The 17,050-nt window shown below is 69.3% G+C and carries 10 protein-coding genes and 1 pseudogene; 7 read left to right on the top strand and 4 right to left on the bottom strand.

What is annotated here, in order from left to right; genetic code table 11:
* Positions 1–120 precede the first annotated feature (120 nt).
* The 7 genes from BFF76_RS10565 to BFF76_RS10535 all read left to right on the top strand — a co-directional run bounded on the left by BFF76_RS10565 (position 121) and on the right by BFF76_RS10535 (position 8,328).
* A complete protein-coding gene (locus tag BFF76_RS10565; RefSeq protein ID WP_079122359.1) occupies positions 121–1,137 on the top strand; it encodes an alpha/beta fold hydrolase in 1,017 nt (338 codons plus the stop codon).
* The gene (locus BFF76_RS10560) at positions 1,134–2,294 is read left to right on the top strand and encodes an acyl-CoA dehydrogenase family protein (protein ID WP_031096900.1); all 1,161 of its coding nucleotides are present in this window, start codon (positions 1,134–1,136) and stop codon (positions 2,292–2,294) included. The genes BFF76_RS10565 and BFF76_RS10560 overlap by 4 nt, the downstream gene beginning before the upstream one ends.
* Before the next feature lie 147 nt (positions 2,295–2,441).
* Positions 2,442–3,293: a 3-hydroxyacyl-CoA dehydrogenase family protein gene (locus BFF76_RS10555; RefSeq protein WP_065848066.1), complete on the top strand. Its 852-nt coding sequence runs from the start codon at positions 2,442–2,444 to the stop codon at positions 3,291–3,293.
* Between the two features lie 40 nt (positions 3,294–3,333).
* Positions 3,334–3,579, top strand: a complete 246-nt coding sequence (locus BFF76_RS10550) for an acyl carrier protein (protein WP_031096896.1) — start codon at positions 3,334–3,336, stop codon at positions 3,577–3,579.
* A 275-nt stretch (positions 3,580–3,854) separates the two neighbouring features.
* Entirely contained in the window at positions 3,855–5,060 is a 1,206-nt protein-coding gene (locus BFF76_RS32670) for a class-II aminoacyl-tRNA synthetase family protein (RefSeq protein WP_053929971.1), read from the top strand.
* A gap of 2 nt (positions 5,061–5,062) precedes the next feature.
* Entirely contained in the window at positions 5,063–7,699 is a 2,637-nt protein-coding gene (locus BFF76_RS10540; RefSeq protein WP_141695585.1) for a condensation domain-containing protein, read from the top strand.
* Between the two features lie 59 nt (positions 7,700–7,758).
* Positions 7,759–8,328, top strand: a complete 570-nt coding sequence (locus BFF76_RS10535) for a cysteine dioxygenase family protein (RefSeq protein WP_244167251.1) — start codon at positions 7,759–7,761, stop codon at positions 8,326–8,328.
* 156 nt (positions 8,329–8,484) lie between these two features.
* Here the strand turns inward: BFF76_RS10535 and BFF76_RS10530 are convergent.
* From BFF76_RS10530 to BFF76_RS10515, 4 genes and pseudogenes are all read right to left on the bottom strand, one after another.
* Positions 8,485–11,895, bottom strand: a pseudogene (locus BFF76_RS10530) (amino acid adenylation domain-containing protein); the annotation flags it as partial.
* A 249-nt stretch (positions 11,896–12,144) separates the two neighbouring features.
* The gene (locus BFF76_RS10525; protein ID WP_141695584.1) at positions 12,145–13,287 is read right to left on the bottom strand and encodes a threonine synthase; all 1,143 of its coding nucleotides are present in this window, start codon (positions 13,285–13,287) and stop codon (positions 12,145–12,147) included.
* A gap of 152 nt (positions 13,288–13,439) precedes the next feature.
* Positions 13,440–15,200: an ABC transporter ATP-binding protein gene (locus tag BFF76_RS10520; protein WP_053929976.1), complete on the bottom strand. Its 1,761-nt coding sequence runs from the start codon at positions 15,198–15,200 to the stop codon at positions 13,440–13,442.
* Entirely contained in the window at positions 15,197–16,813 is a 1,617-nt protein-coding gene (locus tag BFF76_RS10515; protein WP_244167250.1) for an ABC transporter ATP-binding protein, read from the bottom strand. Before BFF76_RS10515 ends, BFF76_RS10520 begins: the two co-directional genes overlap by 4 nt.
* Positions 16,814–17,050: the final 237 nt, after the last annotated feature.

The following is a 17,050-nucleotide window of genomic DNA, read 5'->3' as shown; positions in this document are numbered from 1 at the left end:
GGCTGCCGACGAGCCACCGCCCGAGCAGGACCCGCGTCGGACGGTCACTACCCCGGAACAGCTCCGGCGGGACCGACCGTGCCGGCCTGGCCATGCCGACCTGTAACGAAAGCGCATGCGATGAATCCTGAGACGGAAACGATCCGTACTGCTGTCCTGCAGGCGTGGCGCGACACACTCGAAGCCGAACCCGCCTCGGACGACGAGAACTTCTTCGAAGCCGGTGGAAACTCCATTCTGGCCGTCGCACTGCAACGACGGCTTGTCAAAGCGCTCGGCCACGCTGTTCCGCTGCGGCAGATCCACGACAATCCCACGGTGGGCGGGCTCCTCGGGATAGGCGCTGCCGGCCTCCCGTCCGGGCCGGCGCCGACGGCCGGCGGAACGTCGGCCCTGACGCTGTACTGCCTTCCGTACGCGGGTGCTTCGGCGCGGATGTACGCGGACTGGAACAGCAGGATGCCTTCCTCGGTGACGGTGAGACCGCTGGAACTTCCCGGAAGAGGGGCGCGCTGGTCCGAACCGGCGCTGACCGGGATGTCCGCCCTGCTCGAGGACCTGACCGGCGGCATGGACGAGGCACGGCACACGCCCTACGCCCTGTTCGGCCACAGCTTCGGCGGCGTACTGGCCTTCGAGCTCACCCGGCACCTCGCGGCCCGCGGCTTTCCCGCGCCGCAGCGCCTGCTCGTCTCCGCGTGTCTGGCCCCGCACGAGGCCACCCCGGTCGAGACCAACTATGACCTCTCGGACGAGGAGTTCACCGAACGTCTGCGGAAGTTGCGCGGCACACCTGAGGAGCTCCTCGAGAACGAGGAACTCATGGAGCTCTACCTTCCGACCATCCGGGCGGACTACACGATCCTGGACCACTACAGGGCGCCGCAGATCACTCCTCTGCCGTGTCCGGTATCCGTGTTCCACGGCGCCGACGACCAGGACGTTCCGCCGGAATCGGTGGGTGAGTGGGCTTCTTACAGCAGTGGTTCCTTCGCAGCCGAGGAGATCGCCGGAGATCACTTCTTCCTGCGTGACTCCGAGGAAGAGCTGCTGACGAAGCTGGCACTGCACCTCGGGTGCGAGTCCACCGAAGACAAGCGATCCCTTCTCCCCGACAGCGAGGAACTGCCCCGATGACCAGCCGACTCACCGACCGGCAGATGCAGACCTGGGCATCGTTCCGGGAGTTCGCCGACGCATTCATAGCCCCCGAGGCCGGGACCGCCGATGAACGGCAGGTCTTGTCACGGGACCTGATCAAGGAACTCGGCAGCGCGGGCTGGCTCTCCTCGCTGCTGCCCGAGGAGTGGGGCGGCTCCTCCCTGGACATGGTGAGCTACGGCCTGATGGCCGAGGAGATGGGCCGTACCTGCCAGAACGTCCGCAACTTCGTGGCATGCGCCGACATGGTGTCCCACTCCATCTGGAAGTGGGGGACCCAGGAGCAGAAGGACCGTTGGCTCAGGAGCATCAGGTCGGGCGAGGCCATCGCCGCCTTCGCGCTCACCGAGCCGAAGGTCGGCAGCGATGCCAAGAGCGTGGAGACACAGGCCCGCGCCGACGGATCCGACATCGTTCTGCGGGGCGTCAAGAAGTGGATCAGCTTCGGTGAGATCGCCGACGTGTTCCTGGTCTTCGCTCAGTACGAGGGGCGGCACACCGCCTTCCTCGTCGAGCGGGAGACCCCGGGGCTCCGGATCGGGGCACTGCAGGGTCTGCTGGGTCTGCGTGGCTCGTCGCTCGGCGAAATCACCTTCGACGACTGTCGCATTCCGGCGAGTTCGATGGTGGGCCAGCCAGGCTCCGGGCTGGTGTTCGTCGCTTCGACCGCGCTCGACATCGGCCGGTACAGCACCGCCTGGGGCTGCGTCGGGCTCGCTCAGGCATGCCTGGAAGAGGCGTCCGCTTACGCGCGGAAGCGTGAGCAGTACGGGACAGCGATCATCGACCACCAGCTGGTGCAGCGGATGCTCGCCGACATGCTCACCGGCGCCACCGCGTCCCGGCTGATGTGTCTGGAGGCCGGAAGCGTCAAGGACGCGGGCGGCATGGACGCCGTGAACCGGACGCTGATGGCGAAGTACTTCGCCTCGACCACTGCGAACCGGGTGGCGGCGGACGCGGTCCAGGTGCTCGGGGCGTACGGCATCGGAGGAGACTCGCCGGTCGGACGGCTGTTCCGGGACGCCAAGGTCATGGAGATCATCGAGGGGACGACGCAGCTGCACCAGTCGATGCTCGGCGACTGGAGCGGCAACGTCGCGCACCCCGCCGCTGCCGGGCGCACGGTCTGAGCGACACGGACCGGTTCCTGACAGGGCCCCCGCCGGCACGAGCGGAACGTCTCCACCGCGATGCTCCACGCCGTCCCCAAATCTGACTGGAATGCCCCGGAAGCCCCCGGAGCACCCCCTATCCGCAACCTCAGAAGGTGGTATCGAGTGAGTATCCGTACCGTAGGCGTGATCGGCGCAGGAACGATCGGCCGCGGCGTCGCCCAGTCGTTCGCGCAGGCGAAGTTCGAGGTGATCCTGGTGGACATCTCGCAGGAGCAGCTCGACAGCGCGCTCGCCCAGATCCGGCGGGACGTACTGGTCCACGCCATGCTCCTCGGGCAGCAGGCGCAGGAGAGCGCCGAGACCGTACTCTCCCGGATTCGCACCAGCACCGAGTACGCGCCCTTGGCCGACGCCGACTTCGTGGTCGAGAACGTCACGGAGAACTGGGACATCAAGCGCGCGGTCTACGAGCAGATCGACGCCATCTGCCGTCCCGGCGTGATCTTCGGGGTCAACACCTCGGCGGTGCCGATCACCCGGGTCGCCTCGGTCACCAAGCGTCCGGCCGAGATCCTCGGGCTGCATTTCATGAACCCCGTTCCGATGATGAGCGCGGTCGAGGTGGTCAGCGGCCACTTCACCTCCGAGGAGACGCTGGACATCACCAGGGGCGTGCTCAAGGACCTCGGCAAGGAGGGGATCGTCGTTCAGGACTCCCCGGGTTTCATCACCAACCGGGTCCTCATGGTGACCATCAACGAGGCCATCTTCTGCGTCCACGAACAGATCGCCTCGGCCGAGGACGTCGACAAGATGTTCCGTGAGTGCTTCGGTCACAAGATGGGACCGCTGGAGACCGGCGATCTGATCGGCCTCGACACGATCCTGAATTCCCTCACGGTCCTGTACGAGAGCTTCCGGGACAGCAAGTTCCGCCCGGCCCCGCTGCTCCAGAAGATGGTCGACGCCCGGCTGCTGGGCCGCAAGTCGGGCCAGGGCTTCTACACCTACTGACATTTCCGTCCCACCGAAAGTACGAAGGAGACACGCCTCAATGACGCACGACGACGCCCGTGCCCGGGTCCGCGCATTCCTCATCCCGCAACTGGCGGGCCGGCCCCTGGCCGACAGCGATGACATATTCGCCCTCGGCTACGTCAACTCCCTCTTCGCCATGCAGCTCGCGCTGTTCCTGGAGAAGGAATTCGGGATGAGCCTCGGGCCGGAGGACATGGACTTCGACAACTTCCGTACCGTCGACGGCCTTGTCCGCCTGGTCACTTCCAAGGCAGCGGTCTAGGGGCTTTCGTTCGGATCAGGCTGGATCAGGGAGCGGGGCCTGGCGCCGTGCATCGTGAGCGGAGAAAGGAGCCCACGCGGAGCGGTTGGGGTCTCCCCTGCTCGAGCGAAGCCGAGAGCTTGGGGAAGACTGACGACAACGCTGCGAGGTGCGGTGCCAGGGCACGCGAGCCCAGCATGATCCGAACGACAGGCCCTAGGCCCTTCCCGGCGCGCGGCGGTATTGAGCCGGCGTGCGCCGGGCCCGTTCTCCCTACCGGCGAGGAAGCAATCACCATGAAGCACCCGAACGACGCCCTGACCCGGATCGAACTGCAGAGTCCGGTCCCCGAGGCGCTGGCCGCCGAGATCGAGCGCCGCCTCTACTTCGTGTCGCCCGAGATCACCGGCTACGAACTGGTCGTGAAGGACCACGAGGTGCACGGCATGGTCCTGTACTCGCCGGAGCCGCTCGATCACGCCGCCCTGACCGCCAAGGTCGACTACATGGTGAACAACGACGTCCGCAAGCAGCGGGTGACCCCGGCCAGGTCGGTCTGGACCTCGCCGAACCGGCGCGCACCGCAGGGCGACATATTCGGCCTCCTCGCGGAGTCCGGCGCGGTGACCGAGGTGGGCGAGGGCCAGGTGGCCCTCGGAGAGCCGCTGCTCTCCCTCTTCACGTACTTCGACAAGGCCGTCTGCGACCTGCTGGCCGAGGACTTCGACGCCCGGGAGTACCGGTACCCGACACTGATCCGGACCAAGGCCCTGGAAACGGCCGGATACATGAAGTCCTTCCCGCAGCACCTGATGTTCGTCACCCGGCTGCGCAACGACCTTGACGTCTACCGCGACTTCCAGGACTCGTACGCCGGCAACGGCCTCGATTCCGGGGTACTCGGCTCCTGCGGGAACGTCGACTACTGTCTGCCGCCGACGATGTGCTACCACACGTTCCAGCAGTACGGAGGACGGACGGTGGAGGCGGACCGGCTGCACGTCGTCACCTCCCGCGGCAAGTCGTTCCGATTCGAGGCGGCGTACTCCACGACGCTGGAGCGTCTCTGGGACTTCACCATCCGGGAGATCGTCTTCATGGGTGCCCGGGAAGACGTGCTGAACTCCCGGGAGCGGTTCATGCGCAAGGTCTTCGCCTTCGTCGAGACGCTCGGTATGAGCGGCTTCTGCGAGGTGGGGAACGACCCGTTCTTCTGCGGCACGGACACCTCGGAACGCATCTGGTCCCAGCGTCTGCTGGAGCTCAAGTACGAACTGCGGCTGGACGTCGCGCCGGACCGGACGATCGCCGTCGGCTCCTTCAACTTCCACGACGACCTCTTCGGCAAGGCCTTCGGCATCGACCACGGTGCGAACGGCCCGATCCGCAGCGGCTGCGTCGGCTTCGGTCTGGAGCGACTCGTCTACGCCTTCCTCTGCCAGTACGGCCTGGACAGCGCCGAGTGGCCGGCCCAGGTGCGCTCGGCCGTCGTCGGGAGCTGACGGTGAACGAGAGCAAGGGCCGTGACCCGCGCAACCAGCAGGAGGAAATCCTCTGCGCCGTGTTCGCCCAGGTCCTCGGAGTGGACCGGGTCACCGTCGACGACTCCTTCTTCGCGCTGGGCGGTCACTCCCTGCTGGCCACCCGGCTCGCCATCCGTGTCCGGGCGGCCCTGGGGGTCGACGTCCCGATGCGTACGGTCTTCGAGGCCCCGACCGTCGCCCAGCTCGCCGAGCGCCTGAAGAACGGCACCGGCAGCCGGCGCCCGCCCCTGCGGCGCACCGGCCGCCCGGAACAGATCCCGCTCTCGCAGACCCAGCGCCGGCTGTGGTTCCTGAACCGGTTGCACGGCGCGGCGGGGCACTACAACATGCCCATCGCCTACCGGCTGCGCGGCGAGCTCGACCTGCCCGCCCTGCGCAGTGCCCTCGGGGACCTGGTGACACGGCACGAGAGCCTGCGCACGGCCTGTCCGAACTGGGACGGACAGCCCCAGCAGATCGTCCTCGACCCTGACGAGGCGCCGGTCGAACTGCCGGTCACCGACGTCACCGAGGCGGAGCTGCCCGAGGCCCTGAGCGTGGAGGCCGGTTACGCCTTCGACCTCACAGCCGAGACGGTGTTGCGCTGTCACCTGTTCCGGCTGGGTCCCGACGAGCACGTGCTGTTGCTGACTGTCCATCACATTGCCTGCGACGGCTGGTCGCTGGCGCCGCTCAACCGGGATCTGGCATGCGCGTACTCCGCGCGCCGCAGCGGGCAGGAGCCGGACTGGGACGAACTCCCCGTGCAGTACGTCGACTACACGCTCTGGCAGAACGAACTCCTCGGCGACGAGGACGACCCGAACAGCCTGCTCAACAGGGAGACGGCGTTCTGGCGCGCGGAGCTGGAGGGGCTGAGCGACCGGCTGCAGATCGACGCGGCCGCCGCCCGGCCGGACGCCCCCTCCCACCGGGGTGGCCGGGTCGCCACGCGGATTCCGCAGTCGACCCACCAGGCGCTGCAGCAACTGGCTCGTGAGACCGGCACCAGCGTGTTCATGGTCGTGCAGGCCGCCCTCGCGGCGCTGCTCACCCGGCGGGGCGCCGGCACCGACATCGCGATCGGCATCCCCACCGCAGGGCGCACCGACGAGGGACTCGACGACCTCGTGGGATTCTTCGTCAACACCCTGGTACTGCGGACCAGGACCGACCGCGACCCCACCTTCCGCGAGCTGCTGTCCAGGGTTCGCAGCACGGACCTGGCGGCCTTCGCCCACCAGGAAGTGCCGTTCGACCACCTCGTCCAGGCCCTCAACCCTCCTCGGTCACCTGCCTGGCACCCGCTGATCCAGGTGATGCTCGCGTTCCAGAACAACGCGATCGCCGAACTCGAGATGCCCGGTCTCGCCGTGCGGACCGAACCCGTGGACGAGGGAATCACCCGCTTCGACCTGCGCTTCGAGCTGTTCGAGCGCTTCGCCGACCGTCGCACGCCGGCCGGCATCGACGCCAGCCTCACCTACGCTCTCGACCTGTTCACGCCCGCGGACGCCGAGCGACTGTCGCAGGATTTCAGCGACCTGCTGCGCGTGGTGGCCACGGCTCCGCAACTGCGGCTGAGCGAACTCGACCGGGCTCCCGTGCAGGAGCCGGTCCAAAGCCTGCCTGCCGAGTCCGTGCCCTCCACCGAGATCGCGCTGCGGGCCGCTTACGTCTGTTCCCCCTACGGCCAGCAGTGGGTCGGTATGGGGCGGACCCTGTTCCGGGCCGAACCCGCTTTCCGTACGGTCCTCGAGGAGTGCGACAGGGAACTGGCCCGGCACACGGGCTGGTCCCTGGTGCATGAGCTCTTCCTCGACGAACCGGACGCCAGGACGGGTGACGTCGGGGTGATGCAGCCCATCATCTTCGCCGTGCAGGTGGGCATCGCCCGCTGGCTGGAGTCCAAGGGCGTGCTGCCGTCCGCCGTCGCGGGCCACAGCATCGGCGAGATCGCCGCCTGTGTCATCGCGGGCATACTCGACATCCCCGACGCGGCCCGGCTCGTCCACCATTACAGCGACCAGCAGCGCAGGGTGGCGGGCCCGGCCTGCGGCATGGCCGCGTTCGAGCTGTCCGCGGCCGATCTCACCCCGCACCTGCGCGAAGGCGTCTCCATCGCGGCCCGCAACGGCCCCAGGACCACCATCCTGGCCGGCGAGCGCCCGGTCCTCGAGGCGATCGTGGCCGAACTCCAGGACCGCGACGTCCTGTGCGCCATGGTCCGCGTCGACCTGCCCGCCCACAGCCCGGCCATCGACCCGATCATGGCCGACCTCGAACGCGCCGTCGGCACCCTGACTCCCAAGCCGGGCCGCATCCCGATGGTGTCCTCGGTGACGGGCGAGGAGCTCGACTGGCAGCAGGCCACCGCCGGCTACTTCGCAGGCAACCTGCGCCATCCCGTCCTCCTCTCCGACGCCGTCAGCCGGCTGCTGCGCGAGAACGACGTCCTGGTCGAGATCAGCGCCCATCCCGTCCTCGCCCCCGCCCTTCAGCAGAGCGTCGAGGACTCCGGCACCGACGCCACGGTCGTGACGACCATGCGACGGAGCGACGACGACCGGACGGGCCTGCTCGACGCACTGCGCACGCTGGAAGGCCTCGGGGTGTGACCCGACGCCGCCGACAGGGGCTCCCGGTCGAGTGAGAACACCAGGAAGGGACGATCCGCGTGAGTGAACACCCCAAGACCTCCCCCTCGTCGCTGGCACGGCTCGTCGCCGACATCCGCGCGGCCGTACAAGCGGGTGGAGCCGACGATCCGGAGCGGAGCGGATGGCGCGTCGCGGCAGCCGTCGCCCCTCATCTCCTGGCCGAGGGCCTCCTGACACCGGAGCAGTCGGAGCCGGACCCGCGGTCCTACAAGCAGCACGTTCTGCATGTGGAGCCCGGCGGGGCGTTCTCCGTCGTCGCGCTGGTATGGCTGCCCGGGCAGCGGACCACCATTCACGACCACGTCTCCTGGTGCGTGACAGGCACCTATGTCGGGGCTGAGGAAGAGGTCCGCTACCGGCTCGTGGAGGACGGTGCCAAGCCCTGTCTCGTTCCCGTCGCCGTCACGACGAACGAGGCCGGAGAGGTCGACTTCATCGTCCCGCCCGGCGACATCCACGAAGTCCGGAACTCGGCCGAGTGCACCACCGTGTCCATTCATGTGTACGGAGCCGACATGGGCAGGCTCGGCTCCAGCATCCGGCGCACCTACGACCTTCCCAGGAGGCCGGCCGAAGTGCGCATCTGAGCGAAGTGCGCATCCGAGGCAGCCCGTCGTCTCCGGCACGGGAGCCGCCGCAGGAACGACGAAAAAGGGGGGGCCCCAAGGTCATCGCCATCGCGATGACCTTGGGGCCTCCCCCCTTTTTCTGCTTTCTTCGTCTGATCCTGGGCTGCCCGGTCCTCAGTCGCCGCCGGGCCACGGGCCGCCGGAGAGCAGCGCCGCGATCTGCGGACCGATGCGGTCCAGCGCCCGATGCGACGTCATCTCCCCGTGACTGCAGGCCAGTTGTACCGTCCGGATCCTCCCGGTGACGTACGGGGCCCAGTCGTCCGGGACGGGTGCCCCGTCCCCCCTGCCCTCCGTGGCGGTCCAGAGCAGGACGTCGCCGTCGAACACCGTCGGGCGGAAGGCGTGCGCGAGGCCGACGTTGGACCTGAACACCCTCGCCATGGCGTCGACCTGCTCCTGCGCCAGGCCCGCGAGCACACCGTCGGCGGCCCCCGGTGCCGGGTCGCCGTCGCCCAGTGATTCGAGGAGCTCACGCAGGCCGGAGGCCGAGCTCAGGACAGGGGCGGGGAGGTGATGCAGGGGATACGAGTCGAGCAGCGCCAGTAGTGCCACCGTCTCACCGGCCGTCTGGAGACGGGTCGCGATCGCCTGCGCCAGGAGACCGCCGAACGACCAGCCGAGCAGGTGGTAGGGGCCAGTGGGCTGGATGGCCCGGATCCGGCGTACGCAGCTCTCCGCCAGCTCCTCGACGTCCGACGCGGGATCGGCTCCGGTCAGCCCGCCGTCCTGGAGGGCGTACACCGGCCGGTCGCTCTCGGTGAACCGCAGAAGACCCGAGTAGACCCATCCGACCCCGGCCGCCGGATACAGGCAGAACAGCGGCGGCAGGGCGCCTCCGGTGCGCAGCGGCAGGATGCCCGAGAGCGGGTCCCCGCCGGTGCCGCGGGCCAGCAGCTCCGCGAAGGCGGCCACGGTCGGGGCCTCGAACAGGCTCCGCACGGTCAGAGTGGTACCCAGTGCCTCGCGGATACGGGCCACCAGGCGGATCGCGTCGAACGAGTTGCCGCCCAGCCGGAAGAAGTCGTCGTGCACTCCCGTGCCGGGTATGCCGAGCACATCGGCGAACAGCGAGCAGAGCAGTTCCTCGGTGGCATCGCGCGGGGCGACCGTCACTCCGGCGGGCCGGAGCCGGGGCGCCGGCAGCGCCCTGCGGTCGAGCTTGCCGTTGACCGTCAGGGGGAGCTCGTCGACGATCACGAAGTGGTCCGGCACCATCTGGGCGGGCAGCCGGAGTTCCGCCTCCCGCCGCACGTCATCGACGTACAGGTCCGGGGCTGACCAGCCCGGGGCGCAGGACGCCGGTGTGGCGCTCGTCCCGTGTGCGGGTGCGGGCAGCCGGGGCAGATCGTCGCGGACGGCGTAGACGGTGACCAGGCCGGTGTCCGAGAGCATCCGCAGCCCGTCGACGGTGACCCGGTACCCCCGCGCTTCCAGGGTCTCCTGAATCCAGTCGAGCCGCCCAGACGCGGTGTGCGCCTCGATCACGAGCTGACGGACCAGGCCCCAGTGTTCGTCGCGGAGCCCGAGCAGGACCTCGCGTTCGCTCTTCTCCGCGTCGATCTTGAGCAGATCGATGCGTTCGACGCCGGTCTCGTCGATCACGTCCGAGAGCGTGCGCAGATCACAGGTCACATCGATGTGCCGCAGCCGCTCGGTGAGCAGACTGTCGAGGTCCTCCTCCTCCGAACCGCCCCGCGGGAGGTCTTCCTGTGCCGGGCGCTCGTTGCGTACGAAGGCGTCCAGGACCTGCCGTTCCTCGCCGAGGTCGCCGAACCGCCCGGACATGATCGACAGTTGTGGGTAGTACGTGAACGAGGCCGTGCCCGCCGCTTCGGCGAGTCCGCACGCGAACAGCCTGGCGTCGACCCCGTGCAGCCGGGTGTTGAGTTCCAGCATGCGGAACAGCTGAGGTATCGGCTCGAACGAGTAGACCACGCTGTCGGGACACGAGCGGGCGACGGCGAGGGAGAAGAACCCGATGTGGGCGCCGACGTCGAAGACGCAGGCTCCGCTCTCCGGCAGCACGACCCCGTGCCGCAGATACTCGTCCTCCTCGAAGATCTCGCGGTACAGGAAGTCCGTCTCCGCCCGGTTGGGACCGGCGACGGCCATCCCGTTGGGCAGCGTGTGCAGTTCCTCCCTGTCGACGAGACCGGCCTGTTCGAGGCGGCACAGGTTCCGCAGTGCGCCGGCCCTTTGGGGATCCGGTACGAGATAGGCGGTCAGACGCGTCTCGCCCGCCCCGTCGGGCACCGCCGTCACCACCGCTTCGGCGACTGCGTCGTGCCGTGCCAACGCCGCCTCGACCTCGCCGAGTTCGATGCGTACGCCCCCCACCTTGACCTGGTGGTCGCCACGGCCGGCGTAGTGCAGGACCCCGTCCGTGTCCCAGCGGGCGAGGTCTCCGGTGCGGTACATCCGGCTGCCGTCGGGACCGTACGGATCGGGTACGAAGCGCTCCGCCGTCAGTGCCGGCCTGTTGACGTAGCCACGGGCGAGCTGGAGGCCCGAGATGTAGAGCTCGCCCGTCACTCCGGGCGCGACCCGGCGCAGCTCCGTGTCCAGGACGTACAGCCCGGTGTTCGGGACCGGGGTTCCGATGGGGACCGGGCCTGGCGGGTCGCCGGGGCGACAGCGCCAGTAGGACACGTCCACCGCGGCCTCGGTGGGCCCGTAGAGATTGTGCAGTTCGGCATCCAGGACGCGGAAGAACCGCGACCGCAGCTCACCGGAGAGCGCCTCGCCGCTCGCGAACACCCGGCGCAGTGAAGCGCACCGGGCCGCGGCGGGCTCTTCGAGGAAGAGCCGCAGCATGGACGGTACGAAGTGCACGGTCGTGATCCGCTGCGTCTGGATCACCCCGGCGAGCAGGGCGGGGTCGCGGTGCCCGTCCTGCCCGGCCAGAACCAGGCGCGCGCCGACGCACAACGGCCAGAAGAACTCCCACACGGATACGTCGAATCCGGCGGGTGTCTTCTGCAGGACGCGGTCGTCGCGGTCCAGCGGGTACTCGGACTGCATCCAGCGCAGCCGGTTGACGATGGCCTCGTGGGAGACGGCCACTCCCTTGGGCCGGCCGGTCGACCCGGAGGTGTAGATGACGTAGGCGAGATCCGACGGGCGGGGCGAGCGGAGTTCGCACTCCGCGGCCGTGAGCCCGTCCTTCTCCGACAGCCGCCGGACGTCCTCGACGCCGAGCGTCAGCAACGGCCGGGCGTCCTCGGCCATCATCCGAACCCGCTCCGCAGGCAGCAGCGGGTCGACGGGCAGATAGGCCGCCCCGGCCCTGTGCACGGCGTACAGGGCGACCAGCAGCTCCACCGAGCGCGGTACCGAGACCGCCACGACCGTGCCGGGTCCTGCCCCCTTGGCGACCAGCGACAGTGCCATCCGGTTCGCCCTGGCATCCAGTTCGGCGTACGTCATGGACTCGTCGCCGGACACCAGCGCGATCGTGTCGGGAGTGCGGGCCACCTGGGCCGCGAACAGATCCGGCAGGGTCTCTGCCGCCATGTCGTGAGCCGGTGTGTCGCTCATGACGTCACTTCCCCTTGTCGTCGGACTGGCCATTGAACCGGGTCGGGCTCCGGCGGGGTCCAGCAGGCGCCTCTTGTGTGGTGCGTGGAAGACGGTAGTACGGAGACGTCCGGGCACTGCGGCCCGACCGCGCGCACCGGACAGGGGACGCCCGGTTCGACCAGGTGCTGCGCCAGAAACGTCCACGAGTGGCTCGTGGACGGCGTCCGCGAGCCGGATTCCTGGCGCAGGACACTAGAGGCCGTCGATCATCCGGCTGCGGCCGGTCAGGTTGACGAGGACGGTCTCGTCCGGGCGGATCTGCCCCGACGAGGCCCGGTCGCGTACGGCGGCGATGGCGGCGGCCGATGCGTGGCAGACGTCGATGTCCTCCAGGTCACTCAGCATGCGGCGGGCCGTGACGAGGTCCGCGCTCGCCGCGGAGACGATGGCGCCGCCGGTGGCGGTGGCGATGGAGTGCAGGTACGGGTAGTAGGGCGAGCCGTCCCCGAGGAGGATGGCGGTGGCCAGTCCGCGGGGGTCCTCGATCCGGTGGGCGTCCGACAGCTCCGTGCGGCCCTCCTGCCAGCCGCGTGCGGACGGGGCGCAGGACTCCTCCTGGACCATCAGGAACGCCGGCATGCGCGAGAGCTCGCCCAGGGCCAGATACTCCTGCGCACCCTTGTGGGCGGCGAGCATGCCCATGCCGCTGCTGATCGCCTGCACGACGAGGTCCGGAGCGCGGTCCATGGCGTCGAAGGCCTCGAGGTAGGCGAGTTTGAGGCCCTCCCTGCGGGCCCAGTTGAAGAAGCCCGCGTCGAAGTGGATGCCCGATTCCGCCGCGTACCTGCGGGCCTCGGCGGAGGCGTCCACATAGCTTCCGTCCACCACGGTGAGGGCGGTCCGGCTGTCGTCAGGTATGTCGTGGTTGGCGACGAACTCCTTGCCGCAGAAGAACCGTGCTCGCATCATGGGGTCCATGCGTACGGCCCGGGCCAGTGCGGTCGAGCTGTTTCCCGTGCTGGAGCCGACGAACTCCTTCACTCCGAACTGGCGCAGCACGGCGGTCACCAGCGAGGCCAGCCGGTCCTTGGTGGTACGGGTCGGCTGCCGGGACTCGTCCTTGAGCCACAGCCCCGGGACACCGATGGCTTCGCCGAGGCGCGGTGCGGGACGGCACGGGGTCCGCACGGTCACACCGCTGTCGAGGAAGTCCCGCGAGGTCAGCGGGAGCAGGTCGAAATAGACCTGCTCCGGGTCGACGTGGTCATGCCGGACCATGCCGGACAGGTCGTATCGAGGTTCCAGTGCTCCTGTGCACTCAGGACATCGGTACATCGGCGCCGCTTCGAACTCTCGCTGGCAGAGCATGCAGACCAGGAGGAACTTCGCGCGCATGCTGGGCTCCTTCGGGGCGGAGGTGTACACGGCTGATTTCCTTCGCGTCGTTCTCGGATGGTGAGGAGCAGGGGGAGCGGCGAGCAGGGGGAGTGGACACGAGTACGCCCCCGGGGAGAGGGCTCCCCGGGGGCGTACGGACGATCGGAGGCTCAGTTCTCGCCGTTCCACGACCGCCACAGCGCCGCGTACGCTCCGCCCGCGCCCACCAGCTCGTCGTGTGTGCCCAGTTCGACGATGCGGCCGGACTCCATGACGGCGACACGATCGGCGTCATGTGCGGTCTGGAGCCGGTGGGCGATGGCGATGACGGTGCGGTCCGACCGGACCGCGGCCACCGCTCGCTCCGCCTGCCGGGCCGTCGTCGGGTCGAGCAGCGAGGTGGCCTCGTCCAGGATCAGGGTGTGCGGATCCGCCAGGTGCACCCTGGCCAGGGTGAGCTGCTGCGCCTGTGCGGCCTTGAGCTCGACGCCGCCCGAGCCCAGCATGGTGTCCAGCCCCTGTGGCAGATCGGCCACCCAGTCCGCCTCCATCAGCGCCAGTGCCGCGAGGATGGCCTCGTCGTCGGCCTCGGGTGCGGCCATCATCATGTTGTCGCGGAGAGTGCCCATGAACACGTGGTGCTGTTGCGTGATGAGGACGATGCGGTTGCCCAGTTCGCCCGCCGCGGCCAGGTCGGCGACGGGAACACCGCCGACCAGGATGGAGCCGGTGTCGGGGGTGTCCACGCCGGACATCAGCTTGCCGAGGGTGGACTTGCCGGCTCCGGAGCGTCCCACCACCGCAAGCCGTTCACCGGGCCGGACCTGGAGCTCGACGTCCTTGAGGACCTCGTGGTCGGGGAGGTAGGAGTACCGCACGCCCTGGACCTCGATGAGGTCGTCCGCAGGGGGCGGCACCGGGGCGTCCGGCGTGTGTGACACCAGTCCGACGCCCTTGATACGTGCGAACGAGGCCCCGCTGCGCTGTAGTTGCTCGACCCAGATCAGCATCTGGTTGAGCGGGTCGACCAACTGCCACATGTAGAGGCTGCCCGCCACCACGGTGCCCAGGGGGATGGCTCCGTCGAGATAGCGGAGGCCGCCCACGAGCAGGACGAGTGCCATGGGCAGGGTGTGCGCGAACTCGGTGACCGGGAACAGCACAGTCCGCAGGGAGAGGGTGCGGGTACTGGCGCCGTAGGTCTTGTTGATCGCCTGGTCGAGGGCGTTGTTCTGCTGTGTACGCAGCCCGTAGGCCTCGACGGTGCGTGCGCCGTGCGCGGTGGAGTTGAGGATCTCGGCGACTCCACCGGCGGCTGCTCCCTCGGCGAGGTAGGCGTCGCGGGAGCGCGCGAGGTACCAACGGCTCACCACCCAGACGAGCGGCAGACCCACCATGGAGCAGAGCCCGAGCAGGGGGTCCAGAAGGAAGACCGCAGCGAAGATGAACACTACCTGGACGCAGGCGATGAAGATGTCCGGGGCCGCGTTGCGCAGCGTGGCCGACACGGTCGCGACGTCCAGTGTCGAGCGGGTGACCAGGTCACCGGTGCCCACCTCGTCCGCGACCCGCCCCGGCAGCGCCAGGGCCCGGTCGACGACCTCCTCGCGGAGCCGGGCGAGCGCGCGCTCGCCGAAGCGGTGGGAGAGACCGCGCGCATAGCGCGTCAGCACCAACTGGGCGGCTGCGAAGGCCAGCACGGCGGCAGCCAGTACGTCGACCTGGGACACGGACAGGTCGCCCGCCTCGAACCTGGTGATGATGCGGCCCAGCAGCCAGGGACCGGCCGCGCCGGCGAGTGCGGCAAGAGACGTCAGCAGCAGCATCCCGCAGACGGCACGGGGGTCGTCCTTCAGCAGCTGCCAGCCTGCCCGGCGTGCCGTCCTGCCGTCGGCGACCGGCAGACGGGGCGTGTCGTCGGATCGGCTCATCGGGACTGTCCTTCCACAAGCTGAGCCACGGCGGCTTCGGCGGGGGTTTCGGCGCTGCCGCGGAACACCAGTTCCGCGTATCCGGGCTGACCGGCGAGGAGTTCTCCGTGCGTGCCGGTCGCCCGCACCTTCCCGTCCACCAGGTAGGCGACTTCGTCGGCCTGGCCGAGCACGAGTGGCGAGGTGCTGACGACAAGGGTGGTCCGCCCCTCGCGGTGCTGTGCCACCCAGCCGGCGACGGTCGCCTCCGTGTGCGCGTCCAGTGCGGACGTGGGCTCCACGAGCAGGAGCACCGCCGGATCGGCGAGCAGGGCCCGGGACAACTGCAGCCGCTGACGCTGGCCCCCCGAGACGTTGCGCGCCTGGTTCTCCAGGTGGCTGTCGAGCCCGTCGGGCAGCGCTTCGACGATGTCCTCCGCGGCGGCGGCGTGCAACGCCCGCCAGATGTCCTCGCTGGAATGTTCGCCGCGTCCGGAGACGACGGAACGCAGTGGTCCTGCGAACACGTAGGCGTCGTTGTCCGCTAGCAGGATGTGCTGTCTCAGAGCGGTGCGGTCCCATTCGGACAGCTGGGTCTCCCCCCAGGAGACGTCGGAGCCGGTGTAGCCGGCCAGCCGGTCCACCACGGCGCGTGGCTCGTCGGGGCGGGCGCCGACCAGGGCCGTGACCTTTCCCGGCGCGACCACGAGGCCCGACGTGGGGTCGTGCAACGGGCTGGGGGTGGCCGGCGCGTCGATTAGGGTCCGCGGTTCCTCGGGAGCCGGGGCGAGCGCCAGGATGTCGATCACCCTCCGTGCGGAGACGAGCCCGCGCGGCAGGTCGTCCGCCCCTTCGATGAGGAACGAGACTGGCCCGAGCAGGGCCGCGACATATCCGTAGACCGCCACCAGTTCGCCCACGGTGATGGCCCCGCTGGCCGCCATCCGCGCACTGATCCAGGTCACGACGGCGAGAAAGACCATGGGAAGGCAGGCGGTGAGTGCCTGGACCCAGCTGGTGATGGCGGCGACGCGGTAGCCGAGCGGCACGAGGGCCTGGGAGCGTTCCCGGTACCGTCCGGCGAACATGCGCTTGCCGCCGATCCCGTTGAGGACGCTCAGGCCGGCCACCATGTCGCCGGCCAGAGCGGTCAGGGCTCCCTGATCCTCCCGGTAACGGTTCTCGGCGCCGTGCAGTCTCCCCAGGAGGGGGCCGACGGTGAGCGCCACAGCCGGGACCCCGAGAAGGATCACCAGGGCGAGAACGGCCGAGATCTGGAAGAGGAGCACCGCGGTCGCGACGTACGCGATGGCCGCACCCACGCCGGGGCCCGTGATGGTCAGTGTCTGCGCGATCCTGCTGGTGTCACCGGCTTGGAGGTGTGTGAGCTCGCCCGCGGACACCTGGCGGGGCAGCGTCGATCCCAGGCGGGTGACGTGGCGTGTGACGACCTGCACCGTGCGGTAGGCCGCGTCCACACGGATGAGCGTCATGGTGCGGTGCCGCAGGATGCCGAGGATCGCGACCACGGCCCCCGTGACGACCAGGGCGCCGATCCAGAGGAGCAGCGCGCTGGTGTCCCGGGCCCTGAGTCCGTCATCGATCGTCTTCGACATCAGGTACGGCGGGATCATGAGCGCGCACATCCATGTGGTTCCCCACGTGGTGCCGAGAAGCACTCGCCTGCGTTGACTTGTCGTCAGCCACCAGAGGTACCGGAGGGGACTCCGGTGATCCGGCTGGCCCGGGTCTTCGTAGGGGACCCGGCGCGCGCCTTCGGGCAGGCCTCGTCCGTGGATCATCTCGGCCGTCCTTGCATGAGGTTGTGGGACAGGTCCGGCTGACGGGAGCAGCGGGCCACCGGGGCCTGG

It is taken from the genome of Streptomyces mutomycini, assembly GCF_001700505.1.
Classification (GTDB): domain Bacteria; phylum Actinomycetota; class Actinomycetes; order Streptomycetales; family Streptomycetaceae; genus Streptomyces; species Streptomyces mutomycini.
Note: the sequence above shows the minus strand (reverse complement) of the source record. Positions and strands in the feature narration are given on the sequence as shown.